This window comes from Massilia sp. UYP11 (assembly GCF_050434805.1).
Classification (GTDB): Bacteria; Pseudomonadota; Gammaproteobacteria; order Burkholderiales; family Burkholderiaceae_D; genus Telluria.
This window is the reverse complement of the sequence record NZ_JBNDJE010000012.1, coordinates 1-19,554: the sequence shown is the minus strand read 5'-3', so window position 1 is coordinate 19,554 and position 19,554 is coordinate 1. Positions and strand designations below refer to the sequence as shown.

At 65.7% G+C, this 19,554-nt stretch carries 13 protein-coding genes, 1 pseudogene and 1 other annotated feature; of the genes and pseudogenes, 7 read left to right on the top strand and 7 right to left on the bottom strand.

The annotated features are described in order from the left end of the window. Positions 1-36: 36 nt before the first annotated feature. A complete protein-coding gene (locus ABIB38_RS16115) occupies positions 37-2,025 on the bottom strand; it encodes a peptidase U32 family protein (RefSeq protein WP_429205324.1) in 1,989 nt (662 codons plus the stop codon). A gap of 168 nt (positions 2,026-2,193) precedes the next feature. On the opposite strand from ABIB38_RS16115, the gene ABIB38_RS16110 reads away from it, so the two are divergent. The 5 genes from ABIB38_RS16110 (at position 2,194) to ABIB38_RS16090 (ending at position 10,350) form a co-directional block, all read left to right on the top strand. After that, a complete protein-coding gene (locus ABIB38_RS16110; RefSeq protein WP_429205323.1) occupies positions 2,194-4,596 on the top strand; it encodes an FAD-dependent oxidoreductase in 2,403 nt (800 codons plus the stop codon). 162 nt (positions 4,597-4,758) lie between these two features. Further along, complete coding sequence (locus tag ABIB38_RS16105; RefSeq protein WP_429205322.1) at positions 4,759-5,862, top strand: LacI family DNA-binding transcriptional regulator; 1,104 nt, start codon at positions 4,759-4,761, stop codon at positions 5,860-5,862. Positions 5,863-6,565: 703 nt separating this feature from the next. Continuing rightward, positions 6,566-7,594, top strand: a complete 1,029-nt coding sequence (gene xylF / locus ABIB38_RS16100; protein WP_429205320.1) for a D-xylose ABC transporter substrate-binding protein — start codon at positions 6,566-6,568, stop codon at positions 7,592-7,594. A gap of 73 nt (positions 7,595-7,667) precedes the next feature. Further along, positions 7,668-9,191: a D-xylose ABC transporter ATP-binding protein gene (gene xylG / locus ABIB38_RS16095; protein ID WP_429205318.1), complete on the top strand. Its 1,524-nt coding sequence runs from the start codon at positions 7,668-7,670 to the stop codon at positions 9,189-9,191. A gap of 16 nt (positions 9,192-9,207) precedes the next feature. After that, positions 9,208-10,350, top strand: a complete 1,143-nt coding sequence (locus ABIB38_RS16090) for a sugar ABC transporter permease (protein WP_429205316.1) — start codon at positions 9,208-9,210, stop codon at positions 10,348-10,350. 71 nt (positions 10,351-10,421) lie between these two features. On the opposite strand, the gene ABIB38_RS16085 is transcribed toward ABIB38_RS16090, so the two are convergent. Further along, positions 10,422-12,002: an aldehyde dehydrogenase (NADP(+)) gene (locus tag ABIB38_RS16085; protein ID WP_429205314.1), complete on the bottom strand. Its 1,581-nt coding sequence runs from the start codon at positions 12,000-12,002 to the stop codon at positions 10,422-10,424. 211 nt (positions 12,003-12,213) lie between these two features. Between ABIB38_RS16085 and ABIB38_RS16080 the strand changes: the two genes are divergently transcribed. Further along, positions 12,214-14,007, top strand: coding sequence for a DUF5597 domain-containing protein (locus ABIB38_RS16080; protein WP_429205312.1), 1,794 nt, complete (start codon positions 12,214-12,216; stop codon positions 14,005-14,007). Positions 14,008-14,053: 46 nt separating this feature from the next. Here the strand turns inward: ABIB38_RS16080 and ABIB38_RS16075 are convergent, their stop codons facing one another. The 4 genes from ABIB38_RS16075 to ABIB38_RS16060 all read right to left on the bottom strand — a co-directional run bounded on the left by ABIB38_RS16075 (position 14,054) and on the right by ABIB38_RS16060 (position 17,892). Beyond that, a complete protein-coding gene (locus tag ABIB38_RS16075) occupies positions 14,054-14,761 on the bottom strand; it encodes an IS6 family transposase (RefSeq protein WP_429205310.1) in 708 nt (235 codons plus the stop codon). A gap of 428 nt (positions 14,762-15,189) precedes the next feature. Beyond that, complete coding sequence (locus tag ABIB38_RS16070) at positions 15,190-15,495, bottom strand: ArsR/SmtB family transcription factor (RefSeq protein ID WP_379737139.1); 306 nt, start codon at positions 15,493-15,495, stop codon at positions 15,190-15,192. 212 nt (positions 15,496-15,707) lie between these two features. Next, positions 15,708-16,679: an LLM class oxidoreductase gene (locus ABIB38_RS16065; RefSeq protein WP_152385716.1), complete on the bottom strand. Its 972-nt coding sequence runs from the start codon at positions 16,677-16,679 to the stop codon at positions 15,708-15,710. 88 nt (positions 16,680-16,767) lie between these two features. Beyond that, positions 16,768-17,892, bottom strand: a complete 1,125-nt coding sequence (locus ABIB38_RS16060) for an alkene reductase (protein ID WP_184238331.1) — start codon at positions 17,890-17,892, stop codon at positions 16,768-16,770. 305 nt (positions 17,893-18,197) lie between these two features. On the opposite strand from ABIB38_RS16060, the gene ABIB38_RS16055 reads away from it, so the two are divergent. Then, a protein-coding gene (locus ABIB38_RS16055) for an IS3 family transposase (protein ID WP_429205307.1) occupies positions 18,198-19,420 on the top strand; the annotation gives its coding sequence in 2 pieces (ribosomal slippage) (positions 18,198-18,477 and positions 18,477-19,420; 1,224 coding nt in all). Next, positions 18,476-18,592: a sequence feature (AL1L pseudoknot), on the top strand. (Overlaps the previous gene by 117 nt.) A gap of 40 nt (positions 19,421-19,460) precedes the next feature. On the opposite strand, the pseudogene ABIB38_RS16050 reads toward ABIB38_RS16055, so the two are convergent. Next, positions 19,461-19,554, bottom strand: a pseudogene (locus ABIB38_RS16050) (IS6 family transposase); the annotation flags it as partial.

Here is a 19,554-nt window from a genome sequence, read left to right as displayed (position 1 = left end):
GCAAGCCGCGCTCCACGCGGCCCGGGCCGATCGCGCCTACGCCTTCGATCCCGCCTGGTCGCGCGGACGCTGGCGGTGGAAGGTCAGCGGGCTGTAGGCCACGTTCGACGGCGGCGGCGATTTGAGGATGTTCGTCTTCATCGCGCCGACCACGTGCATCTCGCACGGCTTGCAATCGAAGCGCAGCGTGTACTTCTCGTCGCCGCTCACCAGGGTCATCGGCTCGGCCTTGACCTGCCCCTGTACGCCTTGCACGCCCTTGGCCTGCTTCGGGCACAGGTTGAATGAGAAGCGCAGGCAGTGTTTGGTGATCATCAGCGACACTTCGCCGGCTTCCTCGTGCGCTTCATAGGCGGCGTCGATCAGCTGCACGCCGTGCTTGTGGTAGAAGGCGCGCGCCTTGTCGTTGTAGACGTTGGCAAGGTAGCTCAGTTGGGTGTCGGGGTAGACCGGCGGCGGTTCGACCGGCGCCTTGCGCTGCGGGCGCTCCCAGGCCGCCAGGCGCGCCGCCTCGTGCGCCGCGATGGCGTCGCGGCGCAGGGCGTTGATGGCGGCGCTCGGCACGAACCACGGCTGGCTCAGTTGCAGCGCCACGTGGCCGGCCTCGAACATCGTGTTGCCCAGCTTGGCCAGGCTGGCGCGCAGGCCGGCCTCGGCCTGGGCCGCCTGCTGGGCCGGTTGCAGTTCGAGGGCGGCCTGGACGTGCGACGCGATGCCGTCCTCGTCGACGATGTCCAGGCGCAGGCCGCCCGGGGCTTCGCTCAGGATCAGGTCGATCGCCACCTTGCGCTCGGACGACTTCTTGCTCAGCGTGGCTTCCCACTGGTGGTCGCGGTTGCGGTGGATGACGGTGCCCACCTTCAGGCCGATCAGGGACGGCATCGGCTCGTTCGGGAACACGCGCCAGCGCTGGCCCTCGGCTTCCTCGCCCAGCTTCTCGGCGCGGTTGGCCTGGATGCCGCAGGTGGCGCGCTTGTTCATGTAGTTCAGGCCGTCGCCATTGGCCATCGGCGCCTGGGTGACGATGTCGAAGCTGTCGCCGTTCAGGCGCGCCACGATGCCCAGTTCCACGCCCAGGTATTTGGGCGAATCGAAGGCGCCGATGTCCGGCAGGCGGCCCTGGGCGAAGTATTCGGTGTGGCCGCGGTGGAAGTTCTTGTCGACGTCCGGGGTGAACATCACGCGGGTGCGCCCGCTCGCGGCGCGCGCGAACTCCGGGCGGCGCTCGAGCAGCTCGTCCAGCAGCAGCCGGTAGTGGGCGGTGATGTTCTTGACGTAGCCCATGTCCTTGTAGCGGCCCTCGATCTTGAACGAGCGGATGCCGGCGTCGACCAGCGCTTCCAGGTTGCGGCTCTGGTCGTTGTCCTTCATCGACAGCAGGTGCTTGTCGTAGGCGACCACGCGGCCTTGGCCGTCGGACAGGGTGTAGGGCAGGCGGCAGGCCTGCGAGCAGTCGCCGCGGTTGGCCGAGCGGCCGGTGTCGGCGTGCGAGATGTAGCACTGGCCCGAATAGGCCACGCACAGCGCGCCGTGCACGAAGTATTCGAGCGGCGTGTCGGTGGCGGCGTGGATCTTGCGGATCTGCTCGACCGTCAGTTCGCGCGCCAGCACCAGCTGCGAGAACCCGACGTCGCCCAGGAATTTCGCCTTCTCCGCGCCGCGGATGTCGCACTGGGTGCTGGCGTGCAGCTGGATCGGCGGCAGGTCGAGTTCGAGCAGGCCCAGGTCCTGGATAATCAGCGCATCGACGCCGGCCTCGTACAGCTGCCAGATCTGCTTGCGCGCCAGATCGAGTTCGCTGTCGTGCATGATCGTATTCATGGTCACGAAGATGCGCGCGCGGTAGCCGTGGGCGAACCGGACCAGCGCGGCGATGTCTTCCAGCGGATTGCTGGCGTTATGGCGCGCCCCGAAGGCCGGTCCGCCGATGTACACGGCGTCGGCGCCATGGAGGATCGCTTCGCGGCCGATCTCGGCGGTCTTGGCGGGCGAAAGCAATTCGAGCTCGTGGGCAAGCAGGGACATGGGTTTTCCTTTGGGGCGAAGGACGAGATTATAGCGAGATGGGGCCCGCGCGTCATGCCCGGCGTGGCGGGTTGTCAGGATGGAACCATCTTCACCCTGGCGTCGGGCGAACGCCGCAGCCTGGACGCGGTCCAACCCGCATCGACGCCACTCACGAAAGGAAGGCCGATGACGGATCAGCCAGCTACCCCGGAGTCGGCCGAGTCGTCCGTTCGCGAGCACGCGCGCCATGCGCGCTACCTGCTGGTCGGCGGCGGCCTGGCCGCGGCCACGGCCGCCGAGACGCTGCGCCAGGAGGGCGCCCAGGGCGCGATCGTCATGGTGGCGGACGAGCGCGACCCGCCTTATCACCGGCCGCAGCTCTCGACCCGCTTCCTGGAGGGCGACGCCGCGCCGCCGCTGGCGACGGTGCTGCCGCCCGACTACTTCCACGATCATGGGGTGACGCTGCTGTCCGGCGTGCGCGCCACCGGCCTCGACGCCGACGCCCAGCTGGTGCATACCGACCACGCCGGCGTCATCCGCTATGAGCGGCTGCTGGTCGCCACCGGGGTGCGTCCCGTGCATCTCGACGTGCCGGGCGCCGCGCTGCCCGGCATCCACTACCTGCGCACGGCCGTCGACGCGCGCACCCTGCGCGGCGCGATGGAGGGCGCGGCGCGGGCCGTGGTGGTCGGCGCCGGCTTCATCGCCCTCGAGATGGCCGCGGCGTTCGCGCGCAAGGGCGTGCGGGTGACGGTGCTGGCGCGCCACGGCATGTTGTTCGACAAACTGCAGGACCACGGCATCAGCGACTACCTGCGCGCATTGTACGTGGGCCAGGGCGTCGAAGTGCTGGCCGATACGGTCGCCGCCTTCCATGGCGAGCGGCGGGTCGAGATGGTCGTGACCGAAGGCGGGCGCCGGCTGCCGTGCGAGCTGGTCGGCGTCGGCATCGGCGTCGCTCCCGATCTGGGTTGGCTCGAAGGCAGCGCCCTGGCGCTGGACGACGGCGTGTGCGTCGACCAGTACCTGCAAGCCTCGCATCCGCTGGTGTGGGCGGCGGGCGACGTCGCCAATTTCGTCGACCCCGTGTTCCGGCTGCGCCACCGCATCGAGCACTGGGACAACGCCGTCAAGCAGGGGCGGCTGGCGGCGCGCAATATGCTCGGCATGCGCCTGCGCTACGACGAGGTGCCGTATTTCTCGTGCGAGCTGTTCGGCCAGGGGTTCCAGTTCCTGGGCCTGCCCGAGGCCGGCCACCACCATGCCCGGCTGGGCCGCCCCGAGACCCGCTCCTGGGCCTGCCTCTACCTCGACCACGACGTGCCGCGCGCCCTGTTTTCCACGGGGCGGCCGGCGGTCGAGACGCGCGCGATCGAATCCCTGATCCGCTACCGCACCAATATCGGCTGGGCCTGCAAGCGCCTGGACGAGCCCGATTTTTGCATCACCCGCATTCCCAGCCAGACCGCGCTGATCCTGCAGGGCGGCGGCGCATTGGGCGCCTTCGAATGCGGCGTGGCCCATGCGCTGGAAGCCGCGGGCATCCAGCCCGACGTCATCGCCGGCGTGTCGATCGGGGCCTTCAATGGCGTCATCATGGCCGCCAATCCGGGCCGCGCCGCCGCCGCGCTGGAGGATTTCTGGCGCCGCCTGGCGGTCGACCTGCCGCTGGACCTGGGATCCGACCTGCAACCCGGCCTGCGACCCGACCCGCCGCTCCAGCCCCCGCCCGAGCGGCCGTTCGACCTGCCGCATGCCGCCGGGACGCTGCTCGACGACCGGGCGCGCCGCCTGCTCGGGTCGTGGCAAACGCTCGCCTTCGGCGTCCCGGCGTTCTTCCGCCCGCGCTGGACCGGCATGCCTTTCCTGGGCACGTCGCCTTTGGACTGGACCAGCCTCTACGACCCGACACCGGTCAAGGAATTACTGATGCGCTACGTCGACTTCGGCGCGTTGAAAGCGAGCCCGGTGCGGCTGCTGGTCAGCGCGGTCAATGTCGAGACCGCGCGCCTGGAGATCTTCGACAGCTATGTCGACGACCTGAGCGCCGACCATATCCTGGCCAGCGGCAGCCTGCCGCCCGGCTTTCCCTGGACCACCATCGACGGCAAGCACTACTGGGACGGCGGCATCATCAGCAATTCGCCGCTGGAACTGCTGCTGGAGCACTCGGGCACGGCGCGCAAGCGCATCTTCATCGTGGACCTGTATCCGGAAACAGGTGCGCTGCCGACCAACCTGATGGAGGTGCTGGGCCGGCGCGACGAGATCGTGTTCGCCGAGCGCATCCGGCGCGATAGCGCCGAGCAGTCGCTGGTGCGCGATTTTCGCAAGCTCGTCGAGGGTATCCTGGACTACGCCACCTCGCCGGCCCAGGCCGACCAGGTGCGCCAGTGGCCCACCTATATTCAGCTGATGGGCGACAAGGATGCCGCGCCCAGCATCACCCGCATCATGCGCAAGGGCTCGGAGTGCGAGACCGCGGCGCGTGACTTCGATTTTTCAGCGCTGTCGATCGCCCGCCATATGGCGGAAGGCCAGGCCGCCGCGCGCGAAGCGCTGGCGGCGCGGCGGGGCGCGGGATAGCATGACGCCGGAGGCGCATGTTAGCGCAATCGATGGGCAGGTCTTCCATAGTGTCGAACGGGGATTTTCCGTCACCGGCAAGGCCGGCGAGGGGCCCGATGGCAAATCCCTAACTATGCTAACATCGGCCAACATGAACGACTTGCAAAGAGATTCACCGACATGAACAAAACGAGCGTCGAGGCCGTGCGCGAATCGATGGAGCAGGGCAAGCCCACCATGGTGGACGTGGCCAGGCTCGCCGGCGTGTCCGCGATGACCGTCTCGCGGGTCATGAACGGCAAGAGCCTGGTGCGCGAAAGCACGCGCCGCAAGGTGGCGGAGGCGGTCGCGGCGCTGAACTACACCCCGAACCAGGAAGCGCGCAACCTGGCCGGCTCCAAGCCGATCCGCGTCGGTTTCTTGTACAGCAATCCGAGCGCCGCTTACCTCAGCGAATTCCTGGTCGGCCTGCTCAACCAGTCTGGCCTGAACAACGTCCAGCTGTTCGTCGAGAAGTGCGAGGCCGGCAACCATGAGATCGAGCATACCCAGCGCCTGATCAACAATGGCCTGGACGGCGTGATCCTGCCGCCGCCGCTGTGCGACAGCGTGGCCGTGCTCGACTGTGTGGCCAAGGCCGGGATTCCGGCGGTGGTCGTGGCGTGCGGCTCGCCGGCCCCCGGCGTCGGCGCGGTCAGCATCGACGACTACGAAGCGGCCCGCTACATGGCCCGGCACCTGATCGCGCTGGGCCACCAGCGCATCGGCTTCATCGTCGGTCACCCGAACCAGACCGCGAGCGCGCGCCGCCTCGACGGCTACCGCGCGGCGATCGCCGAGAAGGGCGCCGACGCCTCCGACGAGCTGGTGGTGCAGGGCATGTTCACCTATCGCTCCGGCCTGGACGCGGCCGAGCAGTTGCTGGCGCTGAAGGACCGGCCGACGGCGATTTTCGCCAGCAATGACGATATGGCGGCCGCCACGGTGGCGGTCGCGCACCGCCTGGGCCTGGACGTGCCGGGCGACCTGACCGTCACCGGGTTCGACGACACCGCCCTGGCCACCACGATCTGGCCCGAGCTGACCACCGTGCGCCAGCCGATCGCCGGCATGGCGCGCGAGGCGGTGCAGGCGCTGGTGCGGCGCGTGCGCGCGCTGCGCGAAGACCAGCCGGCCGAGCCGGAACAGGCCCGCATGGACTTCGAGCTGGTGCGGCGCCAGTCCGACGCCGCCCCGCGCATCCGGCCGCCGGCGCGCCTGCCGGCGGTGGCCAAGGCGCGCTGATCTGATCTGATCGCCGGCGCCGGCATGCGCCTGTCGGCTCGCGGCTGGCGCACGCGGTTGCGATATCCGGCTGCGCCGTGCGGGGCATCCGCCGTCTCTGAAATCCATTTCAATAATTCGTTGACAACCGTCGAAGGCCCCGATTAGACTGGGATGATTGCGCTAACAGTCCTACTCATGGAATGTTCTGCGCATCGACTATATTCAGAATAATCTGGAGACGACCATGACGGCACCTGCCGACCCGACGCCGGGCGCGGGCGAACCCGGCCGCGCCTTGCCGGCCAATGCGACCTATCCGGGCCTGCGCGGCAGGCGGGTCGTGATCAGCGGCGGCGCCTCCGGGATCGGCAGCGCGCTGGTCGTCGACATCCTCCTCAACACCGCCACCAGCGACGAGCGCCCCCGCATCACGGACGTGATACCGGCGCGGTCGAGGGCCTCGGCCGCGCCCTGGCGCGTGACCTGGGCCGCACCATATCCGCGTCAACAATGTGGTGCCGGGCGCCGTGTGCACCCCGCGCCAGGACGCCTCGTGGCATACGCCGGCCGAGGAAGACCGTATCCTGGCCGGCCAGTGCCTGCCTGCGCGTGAGGGAGTTCGCCAGGGACGGCGATCCTGGCGATTCTTGAGAAAAAGTCAATACGGTGCGGGGAAGGATCCCGCCCGATAGTGAAAAAGGAGACAAGGATGAAGACAAGGATGAAGACAGGCACGAAGACGAGCATCACCAGGCTGGGCGCGGCCATCGGACTCGGTTGCGCGCTGCTGTTCGCGTCCGGCCCGGGCATGGCCGACGCGAAGAATCCCAGGATCGGCTTTTCGATCGACGACCTGCGGCTGGAGCGCTGGACGCGCGACCGCGATTATTTCATCGGCGCCGCCGAGAAGCTCGGCGCCAGGGTCTACGTGCAGTCGGCCGACGCCAGCGAGCAGCGCCAGATCGCCCAGATCGAGAACCTGATCTCGCGCGGGGTCGACGTGCTGGTGATCGTGCCCTATAACGCCACGGTCCTGAACAACGCCATCCGCGAAGCGAAAAAGGCGAAGATCAAGGTGCTGTCGTACGACCGCCTGATCCTCAATGCCGACATCGACGCCTACATCTCGTTCGACAACAAGGCGGTGGGCGAGCTGCAGGCGCAGTCGATCGTCGCCATCAAGCCCAAGGGTAACTACTACCTGCTGGGCGGGGCGCCGACCGACAACAACGCCAAGATCCTGCGCGAAGGCCAGATGAAGGTGCTGCAGCCGCTGATCGACAAGGGCGACATCAAGGTGGTCGGCCGCCAGTGGGTGAAGGACTGGAGCCCATCCGAGGCAATGTCCATCGTCGAGAATGCGCTCACCGCCAACGGCAATAAAATCGACGCCGTGGTCGCGTCCAACGACGCCACCGCCGGCGGCGCGATCCAGGCGCTGGCCGCGCAGAAGCTGGCCGGCAAGGTGCCGGTGTCGGGCCAGGACGCCGACCTGGCCGCGGTGCGGCGCGTGATCGCCGGCACTCAGGCCATGACGGTCTACAAGCCGCTCAAGACCATCGCCGCCAGCGCCGCCACCCTGGCGGTGCAGCTGGTGCGCAACGAAAGACCGGCCTACAACGCCCAACTCGACAACGGCTACAAGCAGGTCAGCACGGTCCTGCTCAAACCGGTCCTGCTGACCAGGTCGAACGTCGACCTCCTGGTAAAGGACGGGTTCTATACCCAGGGCCAACTGGACGGCAAATAAGCCCGGATCTCTCCTTTCCCCGGTTCCCGCCAACGCGGTCCGGGGATTTTTTCACGCCTTGGAAAGTGGTGCGATGTCGGGCTATCTGCTTGAAATGAAGGGAATCGCCAAGCGATTCGACGGGGTGCCGGCGCTGGACGGCATCGACCTGGCGATCCGGCCCGGCGAGTGCGTTGGCCTGTGCGGCGAAAACGGGGCCGGCAAGTCGACCCTGATGAAAGTGCTGTCGGCGGTCTACCCGCACGGCAGCTGGGACGGCGAGATCCTGTGGGACGGCCGGCCGCTGCGGGCGCGCTCGGTGCGCGAGACCGAAGAAGCCGGGATCATCATCATCCACCAGGAACTGATGCTGGTGCCCGAGCTGTCGGTGGCCGAGAACATCTTTTTGGGAAACGAGATCACCTTGCCCGGCGGGCGCCTCGACTATCCGGCCATGAACCGGCGCGCTGGCGAGATCCTGCGCGGCCTGCGCCTGCCGGACGTGAACGTGGCGCTGCCGGTGAAGCATTACGGCGGCGGCCACCAGCAGCTGATAGAGATCGGCAAGGCGCTGAACAAGCATGCGCGCCTGCTGATCCTGGACGAGCCTTTGGCATCGCTGAGCGCCTCCGAGATCGACGTGCTGCTCGGCACGGTGCGCGACCTGAAGGCGCGCGGCGTGGCCTGCGTCTACATTTCGCACAAGCTCGACGAAGTCGCGGCCATCTGCGACACCATCGTCGTCATCCGCGACGGCAAGCACATCGCCACCACGCCGATGCCGCAGATGAGCGTGGACCGCATCATCGCCCAGATGTGCGGGCGCGAGATGAGCCGGATGTATCCGCTCATCCATCACGACATCGGGGACGTCGTGATGGAGGCGCGCCACATCACCTGTTACGACCCCGACAATCCCCGCCGCAAGAAGGTGGACGACGTCTCGTTCTCGGTGCGGCGCGGCGAGATTCTCGGCATCGCCGGCATCGTCGGCGCCGGCCGCACCGAGCTGGTGACGGCGCTCTTCGGCGCCTATCCGGGCCGCCACGAGGGCGAGGTCTGGCTCGAAGGCCGGCGGGTCGACACTTCGGAGCCGTTGAAGGCGATCAGCGCCGGCTTCGCCCTGGTGCCCGAGGACCGCAAGCGCCACGGCATCGTGCGCGACCTGTCGGTGGGCGAGAACATCACGCTGTCGGTGCTGCGCCGCTTTGCGCACGCGAGCCGCATCGACGCCGGCGAGGAAGCCAGCGCGGTCAGGCAGCAGATCGCGCGGCTGGCGCTCAAGACCGCCAGCCCGGCGCTGCCGATCACGGCGCTCTCGGGCGGCAACCAGCAAAAGGCGGTGCTGGCCAGGATGCTGCTGACCGGGCCGAAGGTGCTGATCCTCGACGAGCCGACGCGCGGCGTCGACGTCGGCGCCAAGTTCGAGATCTACCGCCTGATGCTGGAACTGGCGGCCCAGGGCATTGCCATCGTCATGGTCTCGTCCGAGCTGGCCGAGGTGCTGGGCGTGTCCGACCGCGTGCTGGTGCTGCAGGAAGGCCGGCTGCGCGGCGATTTTCTCAACGATGGCCTGAGCCAGGAGACGGTGCTGGCCGCCGCCCTGGGCCAGGACTGACAGGCAAACGACATCCATGGATACCACGACACTTAAGCGGCTGTTCACCCAATACAAGATCCTGGCCCTGCTGGTGGCGGTCGCCCTGATCTGGACTTTCTTCCACTGGATGACCGAGGGCGGCTTCACCTCGGCGCGCAATGTCTCGAACCTGATGCGCCAGATGTCGGTCACCGGCATCCTGGCCTGCGGCATGGTGTTCGTCATCATTGCCGGCGAGATCGACCTGTCGATCGGTTCGCTCCTGGGCCTGCTGGGCGGGATGGCGGCGGTGCTCGACGTCACCCACGGCATGCCGCTGCCGCTGTCGATCGCGGTGGTGCTGGGCGCGGGCCTGTTGTGCGGCTTCCTCAACGGGTACCTCACGGCCTATGCCGGCATCCCGTCGTTCATCGTCGGACTCGGGGGCATGCTGGCCTACCGCGGCGCGGTGCTGGGCCTGACCGACGGCGCCACCGTCGCGCCGGTCTCGCCCGGCTTCGAGCAGATCGGGCAGGCCTATCTGCCGCCGGCGTGGGGGATCGGGCTGGGCGTGCTCCTGTTCGCGCTGGCCGGCGTGCTGGCCTGGCGCCAGCGGGTCAACCAGGCGCGCCACGGACTGCCGGTGATCGCGCCGTGGCGCTCGGTGCTGCGCGTGCTGCTGGTCGGCGCGGTGCTGGCCGGCCTGATCTCCACGTTCAACAGCTATGAAGGCATTCCGCTGCCGGTGCTGATCCTGCTCATCTTGCTGGGCGTGTTCAGCTACATCGCGCGCCAGACCGTGTTCGGCCGCCGCATCTATGCGGTGGGCAGCAATATGGAAGCGACCCGCCTGTCCGGCATCGACGTGCGCAAGGTGAAACTGTGGATCTTCGGCTTGATGGGGTTGATGTGCGCGCTGGCCGGCCTGATCAACACCGCGCGCCTGGCGGCCGGCTCGCCGTCGGCCGGCGTGTCGGCCGAGCTGGACGTGATCGCGGCCTGCTTCATCGGCGGCACGTCGATGCGCGGCGGCGCCGGCACCGTGCACGGTGCCCTGGTCGGCGCGCTGGTGATGGCCAGCCTGGACAACGGCATGTCGATGCTCGACGTCGACGCTTACTGGCAGATGATCGTCAAGGGCCTGATCCTGACGCTCGCCGTATGGCTGGACGTGGCCACGCGCAGCGGCACACGCTGATGGCGGCGATGGGTGGCGATGGGCGGTGATGTTGTCGGTTTGATGGACGGCGATGCCGTCCACCCTACTAATCAGGCGGGGAGCTTCACTTCACCATCGACCAGGCGCACGATGCCGAGCGGATTGCCGTCCTTGAGCGCATCGGGCAGCAGGCCGGCCGGCACGTCCTGGTAGCACACCGGACGCAGGAAGCGCTCGATCGCGGTCGCGCCGACCGAGGTGCTGCGCGCATCCGACGTCGCCGGGAACGGCCCGCCGTGCACCATCGCATGTGCCACCTCGACGCCGGTCGGGAACCCGTTGAACAGGATGCGGCCCACCTTGCGCTCCAGCAGCGGCAGCAGCGCGCCGGCCAGCGCACCGTCGCTGTCGTCGGCGTGCACGGTGGCGGTCAGCTGGCCTTCGAGGTGGCGGGTCACGGCCAGCATCTCGTCCTCATTGCGGCAGGCGACCAGCAGGGACACCGGTCCGAAGATCTCTTCCTCCAGCGCCGGGTTGGCCAGGAAGGTCGCGGCGTCGCACTGGTAGAGGGCGGCGCGCGCCGAGCAGCCGGAGCCTCCCTGGCTGCCGTGCGCCACCAGCTGCACGCCGGCGACGCCCGCGCGTTTGCCGATGCCGCTGTCATAGGCCTGATGGATGCCGGCCGTGAGCATGGTGCCGGCGGGCTTGCCCCGCAGCGCGGCGGCGGCGGCGTCGCGGAAGGCGTCGAGTTGCGCGCCGGCCAGGCCGATCACCAGGCCCGGGTTGGTGCAGAACTGGCCGACGCCCAGGGTCAGCGAATCGACGAAGGCGCCGGCCAGCCCGGCGCCGCCGGCGGCGAGCGCGCCCGGCAGCAGGTAGACCGGATTGATGCTGCTCATCTCGGCATAGACGGGAATCGGCTCCTTGCGCCCGGCGGCGATCCGGGCCAGCGCCAGGCCGCCCGCGCGCGAGCCGGTGAAGCCGACCGCGCGGATCGCCGGATGGCTCACCAGGTCGGCCCCGATTTGGTTGCCGTCGCCGATCAGGAGCGAAAACACGCCTTCCGGCATGCCGCATGCGAGCGCGGCCTGCAGCACGGCCTTGGCCACCAGCTCCGAGGTGCCGAGGTGGCCGTTGTGGGCCTTGACCACGACCGGGCAACCGGCGGCCAGGCTTGCTGCGGTGTCGCCACCGGCCACCGAGAACGCGAGCGGGAAGTTACTGGCGCCGAAGACGGCGACCGCGCCCAGCGGAATCTTGCGCATGCGCAGGTCGGGGCGCGGGGGCGTGCGCTCGGGCAGGGCCGAATCCAGCGTCGCTTCCAGGAAGTGGCCGTCGCGGACCACCCTGGCGAACAGGCGCAGCTGGTTCACGGTGCGGCCGCGTTCGCCCTCGAGGCGGGCCACGGGCAGGCCGCTTTCCTGCGCCGCGCGTTCGATCAGCGCCGGCCCCAGGTCGAGGATGCGCTGGGCGATCGTCTCGAGGAAGCGTGCGCGCAGTTCCAGCGGCAGGGCGCGATAGGGCTCGACGGCGGCGTCGGCCAGTTCGCAGGCGCGGGCCAGGTCGGCGGGCGTCGCCAGGCCGAAGTCGGGCGCCAGCGCCTGTCCGCTGGCGGGATCGTAGGCGCGCACGGCGCCGGCGGCGCCGCGCAGGATTTGGTGGCCGATGATCATTTCTCCGCTGATATTCATGGTGGGGTCTCCTGGTTGAAGGTGGTGGGTGGTGGGCAGGCGTTGTCCGGCGCTATCAGGCGCAGTCGCAAGGGCGCTGACACAAAAGGCAGCCCGCGGTAAGCCAGTATGATAACGTTTTCTGTTAGCGCGAACATTTTTGTTGCAAGCATCGCCTGGTTTGATTAGCATGGTTGCAAGCAAGCCGATAAAAAAGACAGCAGGAGACATGATGCGTACCACGATCGCCCGTCGATCCGGCATGGGTCGGCGCCCGGGCCTGGGTTTGGCTGTGGCTGCGGCCGTGCGCGCCGCCGCTGCCGTCGTCCGGGGCGAGTGGCCCGGTGACGCGATCGTGCGCCAGACGCTCGCGCTGCTCTGCCTGCTGCTGGCCGGGGCCGCCGCCGCGGCTGCCAGCCCCGAGCTGCCGCGCCTCGTCGCACGGGACGGCCGGCACGCGCTGATGGTCGACGGCGCGCCGTTCCTGATGCTGGCGGGCCAGGCCCACAATTCCAGCAACTATCCTGGCGCCCTGCCCAAGGTGTGGGCGGCGCTCAGGGATGCGCGCGCCAATACCCTCGAGATGCCGGTCGCCTGGGAACAGGTGGAACCCAGGGAAGGGGAGTTCGACTTCAGCTTTCTCGACACCCTGGTTGCGCAAGCGCGTGAAAACGATATCAGGCTCGTCATCGTCTGGTTCGGCACCTGGAAGAACACGGGCCCAGGCTACCTGCCGGAATGGGTCAAGTTCGACAACCGGCGCTTCCCGCGCATGAAGGACAAGGACGGCAAGACCGTCTACAGCCATTCGCCGTTCGGCGAGCAGACCCTGGCGTTCGATCGCCGCGCCTTCGTCAAGATGATGGAGCACGTCAGGAAGATCGACAGCGGCCACCGCACCGTGATCATGGTGCAGGTCCAGAACGAGGTGGGCACCTATGGCGTCGCGCGCGACCATGGTGCGCGCGCCGAGGTGGCCTTCCGCCAGCCGGTGCCGGCCGCCGTGCTGGCGCGCCAGAAGCCGAAGGTGGCGGGCGTGACCGGGGGCAGCTGGCGCCAGGTGTATGGCGACTATGCCGACCAGTACTTCCATGCCTGGGCCATCGCCCGCTATATCGAGTCGATCGCCAGCGCCGGGCGCGCGGTGTACGACCTGCCGATGTTCGTCAACGCCGCGCTGCGCCAGCCTTCGGTCGATGGCAAGCCGGCGGCGCCGTGGAAGGCCGATTTCGCCAGCGGCGGGCCGACCTGGGACGTGATCGACATCTACAAGGCGGCCGCGCCGCATATCGACCTGGCGGCGCCCGACATCTACATGCCGGAGTCGCACAAGGTGACGGCGGTGCTCAAATCCTACCAGCGGCGAGATAACGCGCTGATGGTGCCGGAGATGGGCAATGCGGCCGCCTATGCGCGCTACGTGTACCAGATCGTCGGCATGGGGGCGCTGGGGGTGGCGCCGTTCGGACTGGACTACTTCGAATACAGCAACTACCCGCTGGGCGCGAAGTTCACCGACCGCCGCATGACCGAGCCCTTCGCCGCCGTGTATGGGGCGTTCGCGCCGATGCAGCGCCAGTGGGCGCGCTGGGCCTTCGAGGGCCGCACCCAGGGCGTGGCCGAGGGCGACGACCGCGCGCCGCAAACGGTGGCGCTGGAGGGCTGGAGGGCGACCGTGTCGTTTCGCGAATTCCAGTTCGGCGAGCGCCAGTACCTGAAGGACAAGAGCGAGTACCAGTCAGGCACCGAGAAACCCGGCGGCGGTGTGGCCTTCGCCCAGGTCGGAGAGAACGAGTTCGTGCTCGTCGGCCAGCAGGCGCGGGTCAGGTTCGCGGCCGACGGCCCGAACGCAGGCAAGCCGTCGCTGCTGGCGCGGGTGGAGGAGGGCCGTTTCGACGCCGATGGCCGCTGGGTCATGGAGCGCAACTGGAACGGCGACCAGACCGACTACGGCCTGAACCTGCCGGCGACGCCGGTGGTGCTGAAGGGTACTGTCAAGTTGGTGAACTGGCGGGGCGAATTGTAGAATCCAGGGCGAATTTGCCTCGGTTCGGGTAACAAACTCTGGCGGATTACGCGTTCTTCGCTATATCAGTGACCTCGTTCCAGAGCGAAAACGCTTGAGTACGGACGTGCCGGTACTGCTGCGCCGACAGGCGGCTGCGCTGGCACCGGAAGACGTTGTTGATGGGCCCGTGTGTCGACAGAAATCGCTGCGCATGCCTGGGTGACTTGTAACGACGCATTTGCCGCTCTCGCTGCCGCGTCGGTTGGTGCGACAGCTCGGCCTGATTGTTCAGTCCCTTGTGCTGGCGATGCTCTACGCCTGGCATGACCTGAACCTTGGCAGCGGCATAACTCTTCAGCTTGTCGGTAATCAGAACCCTTGGCGCATAGCGCAAGCCCTTGAGAAGTTTACAAAAGAATCGTTTGGCCGCCTGTCGGTTGCGCTTGCTCTGCACGAGGACGTCCAGGACATGGCCCTCCTGATCGACTGCGCGCCAGAGATAATGGTGCTTGCCCTTGATCGTCAGCACAACCTCGTCGAGATGCCATTTATCGCCCCGTCGTGGCTGACGTCGGCGCAGCTCATTGGCAAATTGCTGGCCGAATCGCAGCGTCCATTGCCGGATCGTCTCATAGGTAACGATGACGCCTCGGCTGGCCATCAGTTCCTCAATGTCGCGAAAGCTCAGCGAGAACCGGAAGTAGAGCCACACTACGTGGCTGATGATCTCACGAGGGTAGCGGAAGCCGCGGTAAAGTCGAGTGTTTGCCATCCCCCATTTTAGGGAGCGACGGCGGACTCCGGCAACTTGACAATACCAGCCAGTGCCAGCCGATCCATTCCTGTGGCAGTAAAGCCATATCTATCGAAGAGCTGTTCTGCCGTGGCAACAAGGGGGTGATGAGATTTCATTGCTCAAGTGTAAAACGATCGTTTTACACCGTCAATATTGGCCCGATCATCACCGTGCGAACCCTCGACTTCGCTATGTTGTTGGCAGGATTGATGGGCGCGACTGCCTGCGTGGCTGGCAGTGCTGAGCTCACGCTGGGGCATGACCACGGCAAGCGGTGGTCTATTGGCGGTCGTGGTGGGTGGCACTACCTTGACAATGCATTGCCCTACATGAAGGACGTCAGTCGCACCGTGTGCAGTGCACCAACGCGACCCGTCCCACAGAGAGCGGCACTGCCACTGAACTCAGATCAGCTTCTGCAAGTTCTTGAGCAATTCCGCAATGTTCCCTTCGTGACGCTTGTAATAGGTCCAAGGTCCGATGCGCTGGGACGTGACCAGCTTGGCCCGCTGCAAGACCGTCAAGTACTGTGAAATTGTTGACTGTGACAGTCCCGCACTCTCCTGGATGATGCTCACGCAGACCCCGACCTTTTCGGGATCGACCTCTTGCTCTGGATAGTGTTTGCGTGGGTCTTTGAGCTTGGCCAAGATCGCCAATCGGGCGGGGTTGTCCAAAGCCTTCAGTGCCTCGTGGATATCAATGCTCATGGCAACCTCAAAACTACTTTTCTCGATATTATAATATCTCAATTACTAATAGCAGTGCACGGATGTAGTGAGAGCCACTACCGCAAAGTTCAGAGTGATGTCAGGCATCAGCAATGCCATCCACCTGTTCGCTGCTCGCTAGTCTCTGTAACCGTTTAGTGCATCACAGAACGTGCGTCAGTCTACCCATAACGAGTTGATCTCTTGCGGCCTCATGGCGCGTGCGCACCAAACCGGGGCGCGATGTAAGAGCCGAGTTCATCCATGACTTCTGCTGCCGGACGGCGACCATACTTGAGATTGAGAATTACATGATCGACGCCAATCGACTCAAGCGACTCCAATAGCGCCAGCAGATGATTTCGCCCCAGCCGGTAGCCCAGATGGATTGGCTCTGGCGGTGCGTCCGGACGCACATCCAGGTCGATGTAAAGCGACTGGAGGAAAGGTTTGTAGGTGTCCCCAGAGTGGGCTTTGACCACCTCTCGCCAGTTTGCCACCATCGTCTTCTGCAACTGCGGTGCCCGTGGATAGGTGATCCACCCGGAACTCTCCCGCGCGATCCACTCCATGGACTGGCGACTGTTGCCCGTCACGAAAAATGGAATCTCGTTCGTAGTCGGCTTCGGAATCAGGTCCGCGCTCTCCAATCGACCGCGACTCCATTGCAGCGGCTCGAAGCTGGTGCGCTGAGCCTTGCGGATTACTTCCAGATGTTCCCGGAAAATATCGCCCCGCTGATCCGGGTCAACATCAAATGCAGGGAACTCCACAGGTCTGTCGCCCGAGGCGACACCCATCAGGAAGCGGCCGCCGCTCAACTGGTCCACGCTCGCAGCCGCCTTGGCCGTGTGCAGCGGGCTGCGCAGCGGGATCGCTATCGACGCAGTCCCCAGTGCAATCGTCGACGTATGTGCTGCGATGAAGCCCAGATAGACCCAGGGATCAAAAACCTGGCCCACATCGCCGAAGCTGGGGTCGCGCAACGGTACGTCCCGGAACCAGAGCGCGGAGAAGCCCAGCGCTTCGGCACGACGGGCCAACTCGACCTGGTTGGACATCGTCGGCGTATCGCCCTGGAAGGCCTCGATGGGGAAAAACAGCCCCAGGCTCAGGTGGCCGGCCTTGAAGGTTCGACCGAACCCTTGGTGCTGCTGATAAGGGGTTGTACTTGGCTGATACATTGTCAGGCTCCTCTGGGTCTCAAGGTTTCCATCGCACGCGCGCAGCGCCACTGGCGCGTCCGAAGCTGCGAACGCGGCCAGTACTGCCTTATGGCCGGTAAGAGGGGTAGTCGGTGTATCCCTTGTCAGTGCCGCCATACATCGTCGCTGGATCTACTGCGTTGAGCGGCCAGCCATGGGCGATGCGCTCAGGCAGATCCGGGTTGGCGATGAAGGGACGGCCGAACGCGATCAGATCGCCCCAGCCCGCCTTGACCACGCGCACACCGCGCTCCACGTTGTATTTACCGGCATAAAGGATCTTGCCGCTGAAGTTGCTGCGCACATCATTTCGGAAGGTCTCGGGCAGCTCTGGCGCGTTGTCCCAATCGGCCTCGGCAAGCGAGACATAGGCAATCCCGACCTGTTCGAGAACCTTGATGGCCTCGATATAGGTTTCATGGGGATCTTCCTCCACCAGCCCCAGATAGACGCGGTCTTCTTCGGTGCTGGCGAACAGCGGGGCAAATCGCACCCCGAGCCGTTCCTTGCCGACCACATCAGCAACCGCCTGTACCACCTCGCGCAGGAAGCGCAGACGATTTTGCAGGGGGCCACCGTATTCATCGGTGCGCCGATTGGTGTGCGAGGAAATGAACTGGTTGACGAGGTAGCCGTTGGCGCAGTGGAGTTCGACACCATCGAAGCCCGCATCGAGTGCATTGCGGGCCGCCTGGGCGTAGAGCTGTACCAACTCTTTCACTTCGGCAGTTGTCAGCGCACGCGGCACCGACGGCTCCGTAAGTGCGCCCTGGCCCGGGCCGGTTTCGACGAACACCTTGACGTTGTCGGCAGCGATTGCCGATGGTGCGACGGGTGCCGCACCGCCGGGTTGCAGCGAGTTATGCGAAACCCGCCCCACATGCCAGAGCTGCGCAAAGATGATGCTGCCTTCGGCATGCACCGCTGCCGTGATCTTGCGCCAGCCTTCAACCTGTTCCGGGCTGTGCATACCGGGCGTCCAGGCATACCCCTGGCCACGCGGCTCGATCTGCGTGCCTTCGGTGACCATGAAGCCCGCCCCGGCCCGCTGACGGTAGTAGTCGGCCATCAGGTCGTTCGGAATGTTGCCCGGCTGGGAACTGCGCGAGCGGGTCAACGGCGGGAGCACGATCCGGTTTTTCAGGGTATAAGGCCCCAGCTGCGTGCTTTCAAACAGTATTTCTCTATTCATTTCAATACTCCTAAATATTTAGAAATCTCGATGTTACTGGGCAAAATTTTGGCGATGAATCGAACTCAAAACACGCCGAACGGTTGACATGGCTATCATAGCCACATATCGGGATATGTCAATATCTAAATTGATAGATGTCATGTGCCGTGCAGCGTGCACAACTGCGCTCGCAGTCTTGCCCCGCTAATCCGATTTCCCATCCGATAAGGAGCTACATATGTTCAACGCCATCCTCATTGATAAAGACGATTCTGAACCGCCCCGAGTTTTGTAGAGGCTCCATTGTTTGAGAGAATGGAGCTATGAAAAAGGAACCGAAGTATTCCCCCGAAGTCGCTGAGCGCGCCGTGCGCATGGTTAGTGAAGCCGGCAGCCAGTACGAGTCGCAGTGGGCCGCGATCACGTCGATCGCGGCCAAGATCGGCTGCACGCCGGAGACGCTGCGCCGCTGGGTACGCCAGCAGGCGCGCGATACCGGCCAGCGCCCCGGACCGACGACCGCTGAAGAGGAGCGCGTCAAGGCGCTCGAGCGAGAAGTGCGCGAGCTGCGCAAGGCAAACGAGATCCTACGGCTGGCGAGTGCTTTTTTCGCCCAGGCGGAGCTCGGCCGCCACTTCAAGCCGTGAGAGCATTTATCGACCGGTATCGTCATGCCTACGGCGTTGAGCCGATCTGCAAGGTGATGCAGGTCGCGTCGTCGGGTTACTGGCGCTACGCGGCGCAGCAGCGTAACCCGGCATTGCGCTGTGCACGCGTTCAGCGCGACGAGGTGCTGAGCGTCGACATCGAGCGAGTCTGGCAGGCAAACCTGCAAGTCTACGGGGCCGACAAGGTCTGGCGCCAACTGCGACGTGAGGGAACGGACGTGGCCCGCTGCACCGTGGAGCGCCTGATGCGCAAGACCGGCCTGCGCGGCGTCATGCGCGGCAAGGGTGTGCGCACGACCTTAGCCGATGCAAAGGCGCCATGCCCGCTCGACCGAGTCAACCGCCAGTTCAAAGCGCAGCGGCCAAACCAGCTGTGGGTATCGGACTTCACGTACGTCTCGACCTGGCAGGGCTTTGTCTATGTTGCCTTCGTCATTGATGTTTTTGCCCGGCGCATTGTCGGCTGGCGGGTCAGCAGCTCGATGCAGACCGATTTCGTGCTCGATGCACTGGAACAGGCGTTGTACGCGCGTCAGCCCGAACGAAACGAGCTAGTCCACCATAGCGATAGGGGCTCGCAATACGTATCGATAAAGTACAGCGAGCGCTTGGCAGAAGCCGGCATCGAACCATCTGTGGGTAGCAAAGGCGACAGTTACGATAATGCTTTGGCCGAGACGATCAATGGGCTCTATAAGGCTGAACTGATCCACCGCCGCGCTCCCTGGAAGACGCGTGAGGCCGTCGAATTGGCCACGCTCGAATGGGTGTCCTGGTTTAATCATCACCGCCTTCTCAAACCGCTCGGCTATATACCGCCGGCGGAAGCTGAGGCAAACTATTACAAGCAACTGAGCAGTCAAGCTATTCCGGCCTGACTCACACTAACCGGCCTCCACGAAAGCCGGGGCGATTCAGCCCTTTGCGAATGCGATGCATGAGCTCAATGCCTTGTATTGTCGTGGTAGCGGAAGTGAAGCTTTTCAAGCCCAGCATCGGTCCAAGTCTGGAT

Bases quoted from the DNA above. Each gene is read 5' to 3' on its own strand.
- ABIB38_RS16085 (WP_429205314.1), bottom strand. From the start codon at position 12,002: ATGAATATCAGCGGAGAAATGATCATCGGCCACCAAATCCTGCGCGGC.
- ABIB38_RS16065 (WP_152385716.1), bottom strand. From the start codon at position 16,679: ATGTATCAGCCAAGTACAACCCCTTATCAGCAGCACCAAGGGTTCGGT.
- ABIB38_RS16070 (WP_379737139.1), bottom strand. From the start codon at position 15,495: ATGAGCATTGATATCCACGAGGCACTGAAGGCTTTGGACAACCCCGCC.
- ABIB38_RS16110 (WP_429205323.1), top strand. From the start codon at position 2,194: ATGACGGATCAGCCAGCTACCCCGGAGTCGGCCGAGTCGTCCGTTCGC.
- ABIB38_RS16075 (WP_429205310.1), bottom strand. From the start codon at position 14,761: ATGGCAAACACTCGACTTTACCGCGGCTTCCGCTACCCTCGTGAGATC.
- ABIB38_RS16060 (WP_184238331.1), bottom strand. From the start codon at position 17,892: ATGAATAGAGAAATACTGTTTGAAAGCACGCAGCTGGGGCCTTATACC.
- ABIB38_RS16090 (WP_429205316.1), top strand. From the start codon at position 9,208: ATGGATACCACGACACTTAAGCGGCTGTTCACCCAATACAAGATCCTG.
- xylF (WP_429205320.1), top strand. From the start codon at position 6,566: ATGAAGACAGGCACGAAGACGAGCATCACCAGGCTGGGCGCGGCCATC.
- xylG (WP_429205318.1), top strand. From the start codon at position 7,668: ATGTCGGGCTATCTGCTTGAAATGAAGGGAATCGCCAAGCGATTCGAC.
- ABIB38_RS16115 (WP_429205324.1), bottom strand. From the start codon at position 2,025: ATGTCCCTGCTTGCCCACGAGCTCGAATTGCTTTCGCCCGCCAAGACC.
- ABIB38_RS16105 (WP_429205322.1), top strand. From the start codon at position 4,759: ATGAACAAAACGAGCGTCGAGGCCGTGCGCGAATCGATGGAGCAGGGC.
- ABIB38_RS16080 (WP_429205312.1), top strand. From the start codon at position 12,214: ATGCGTACCACGATCGCCCGTCGATCCGGCATGGGTCGGCGCCCGGGC.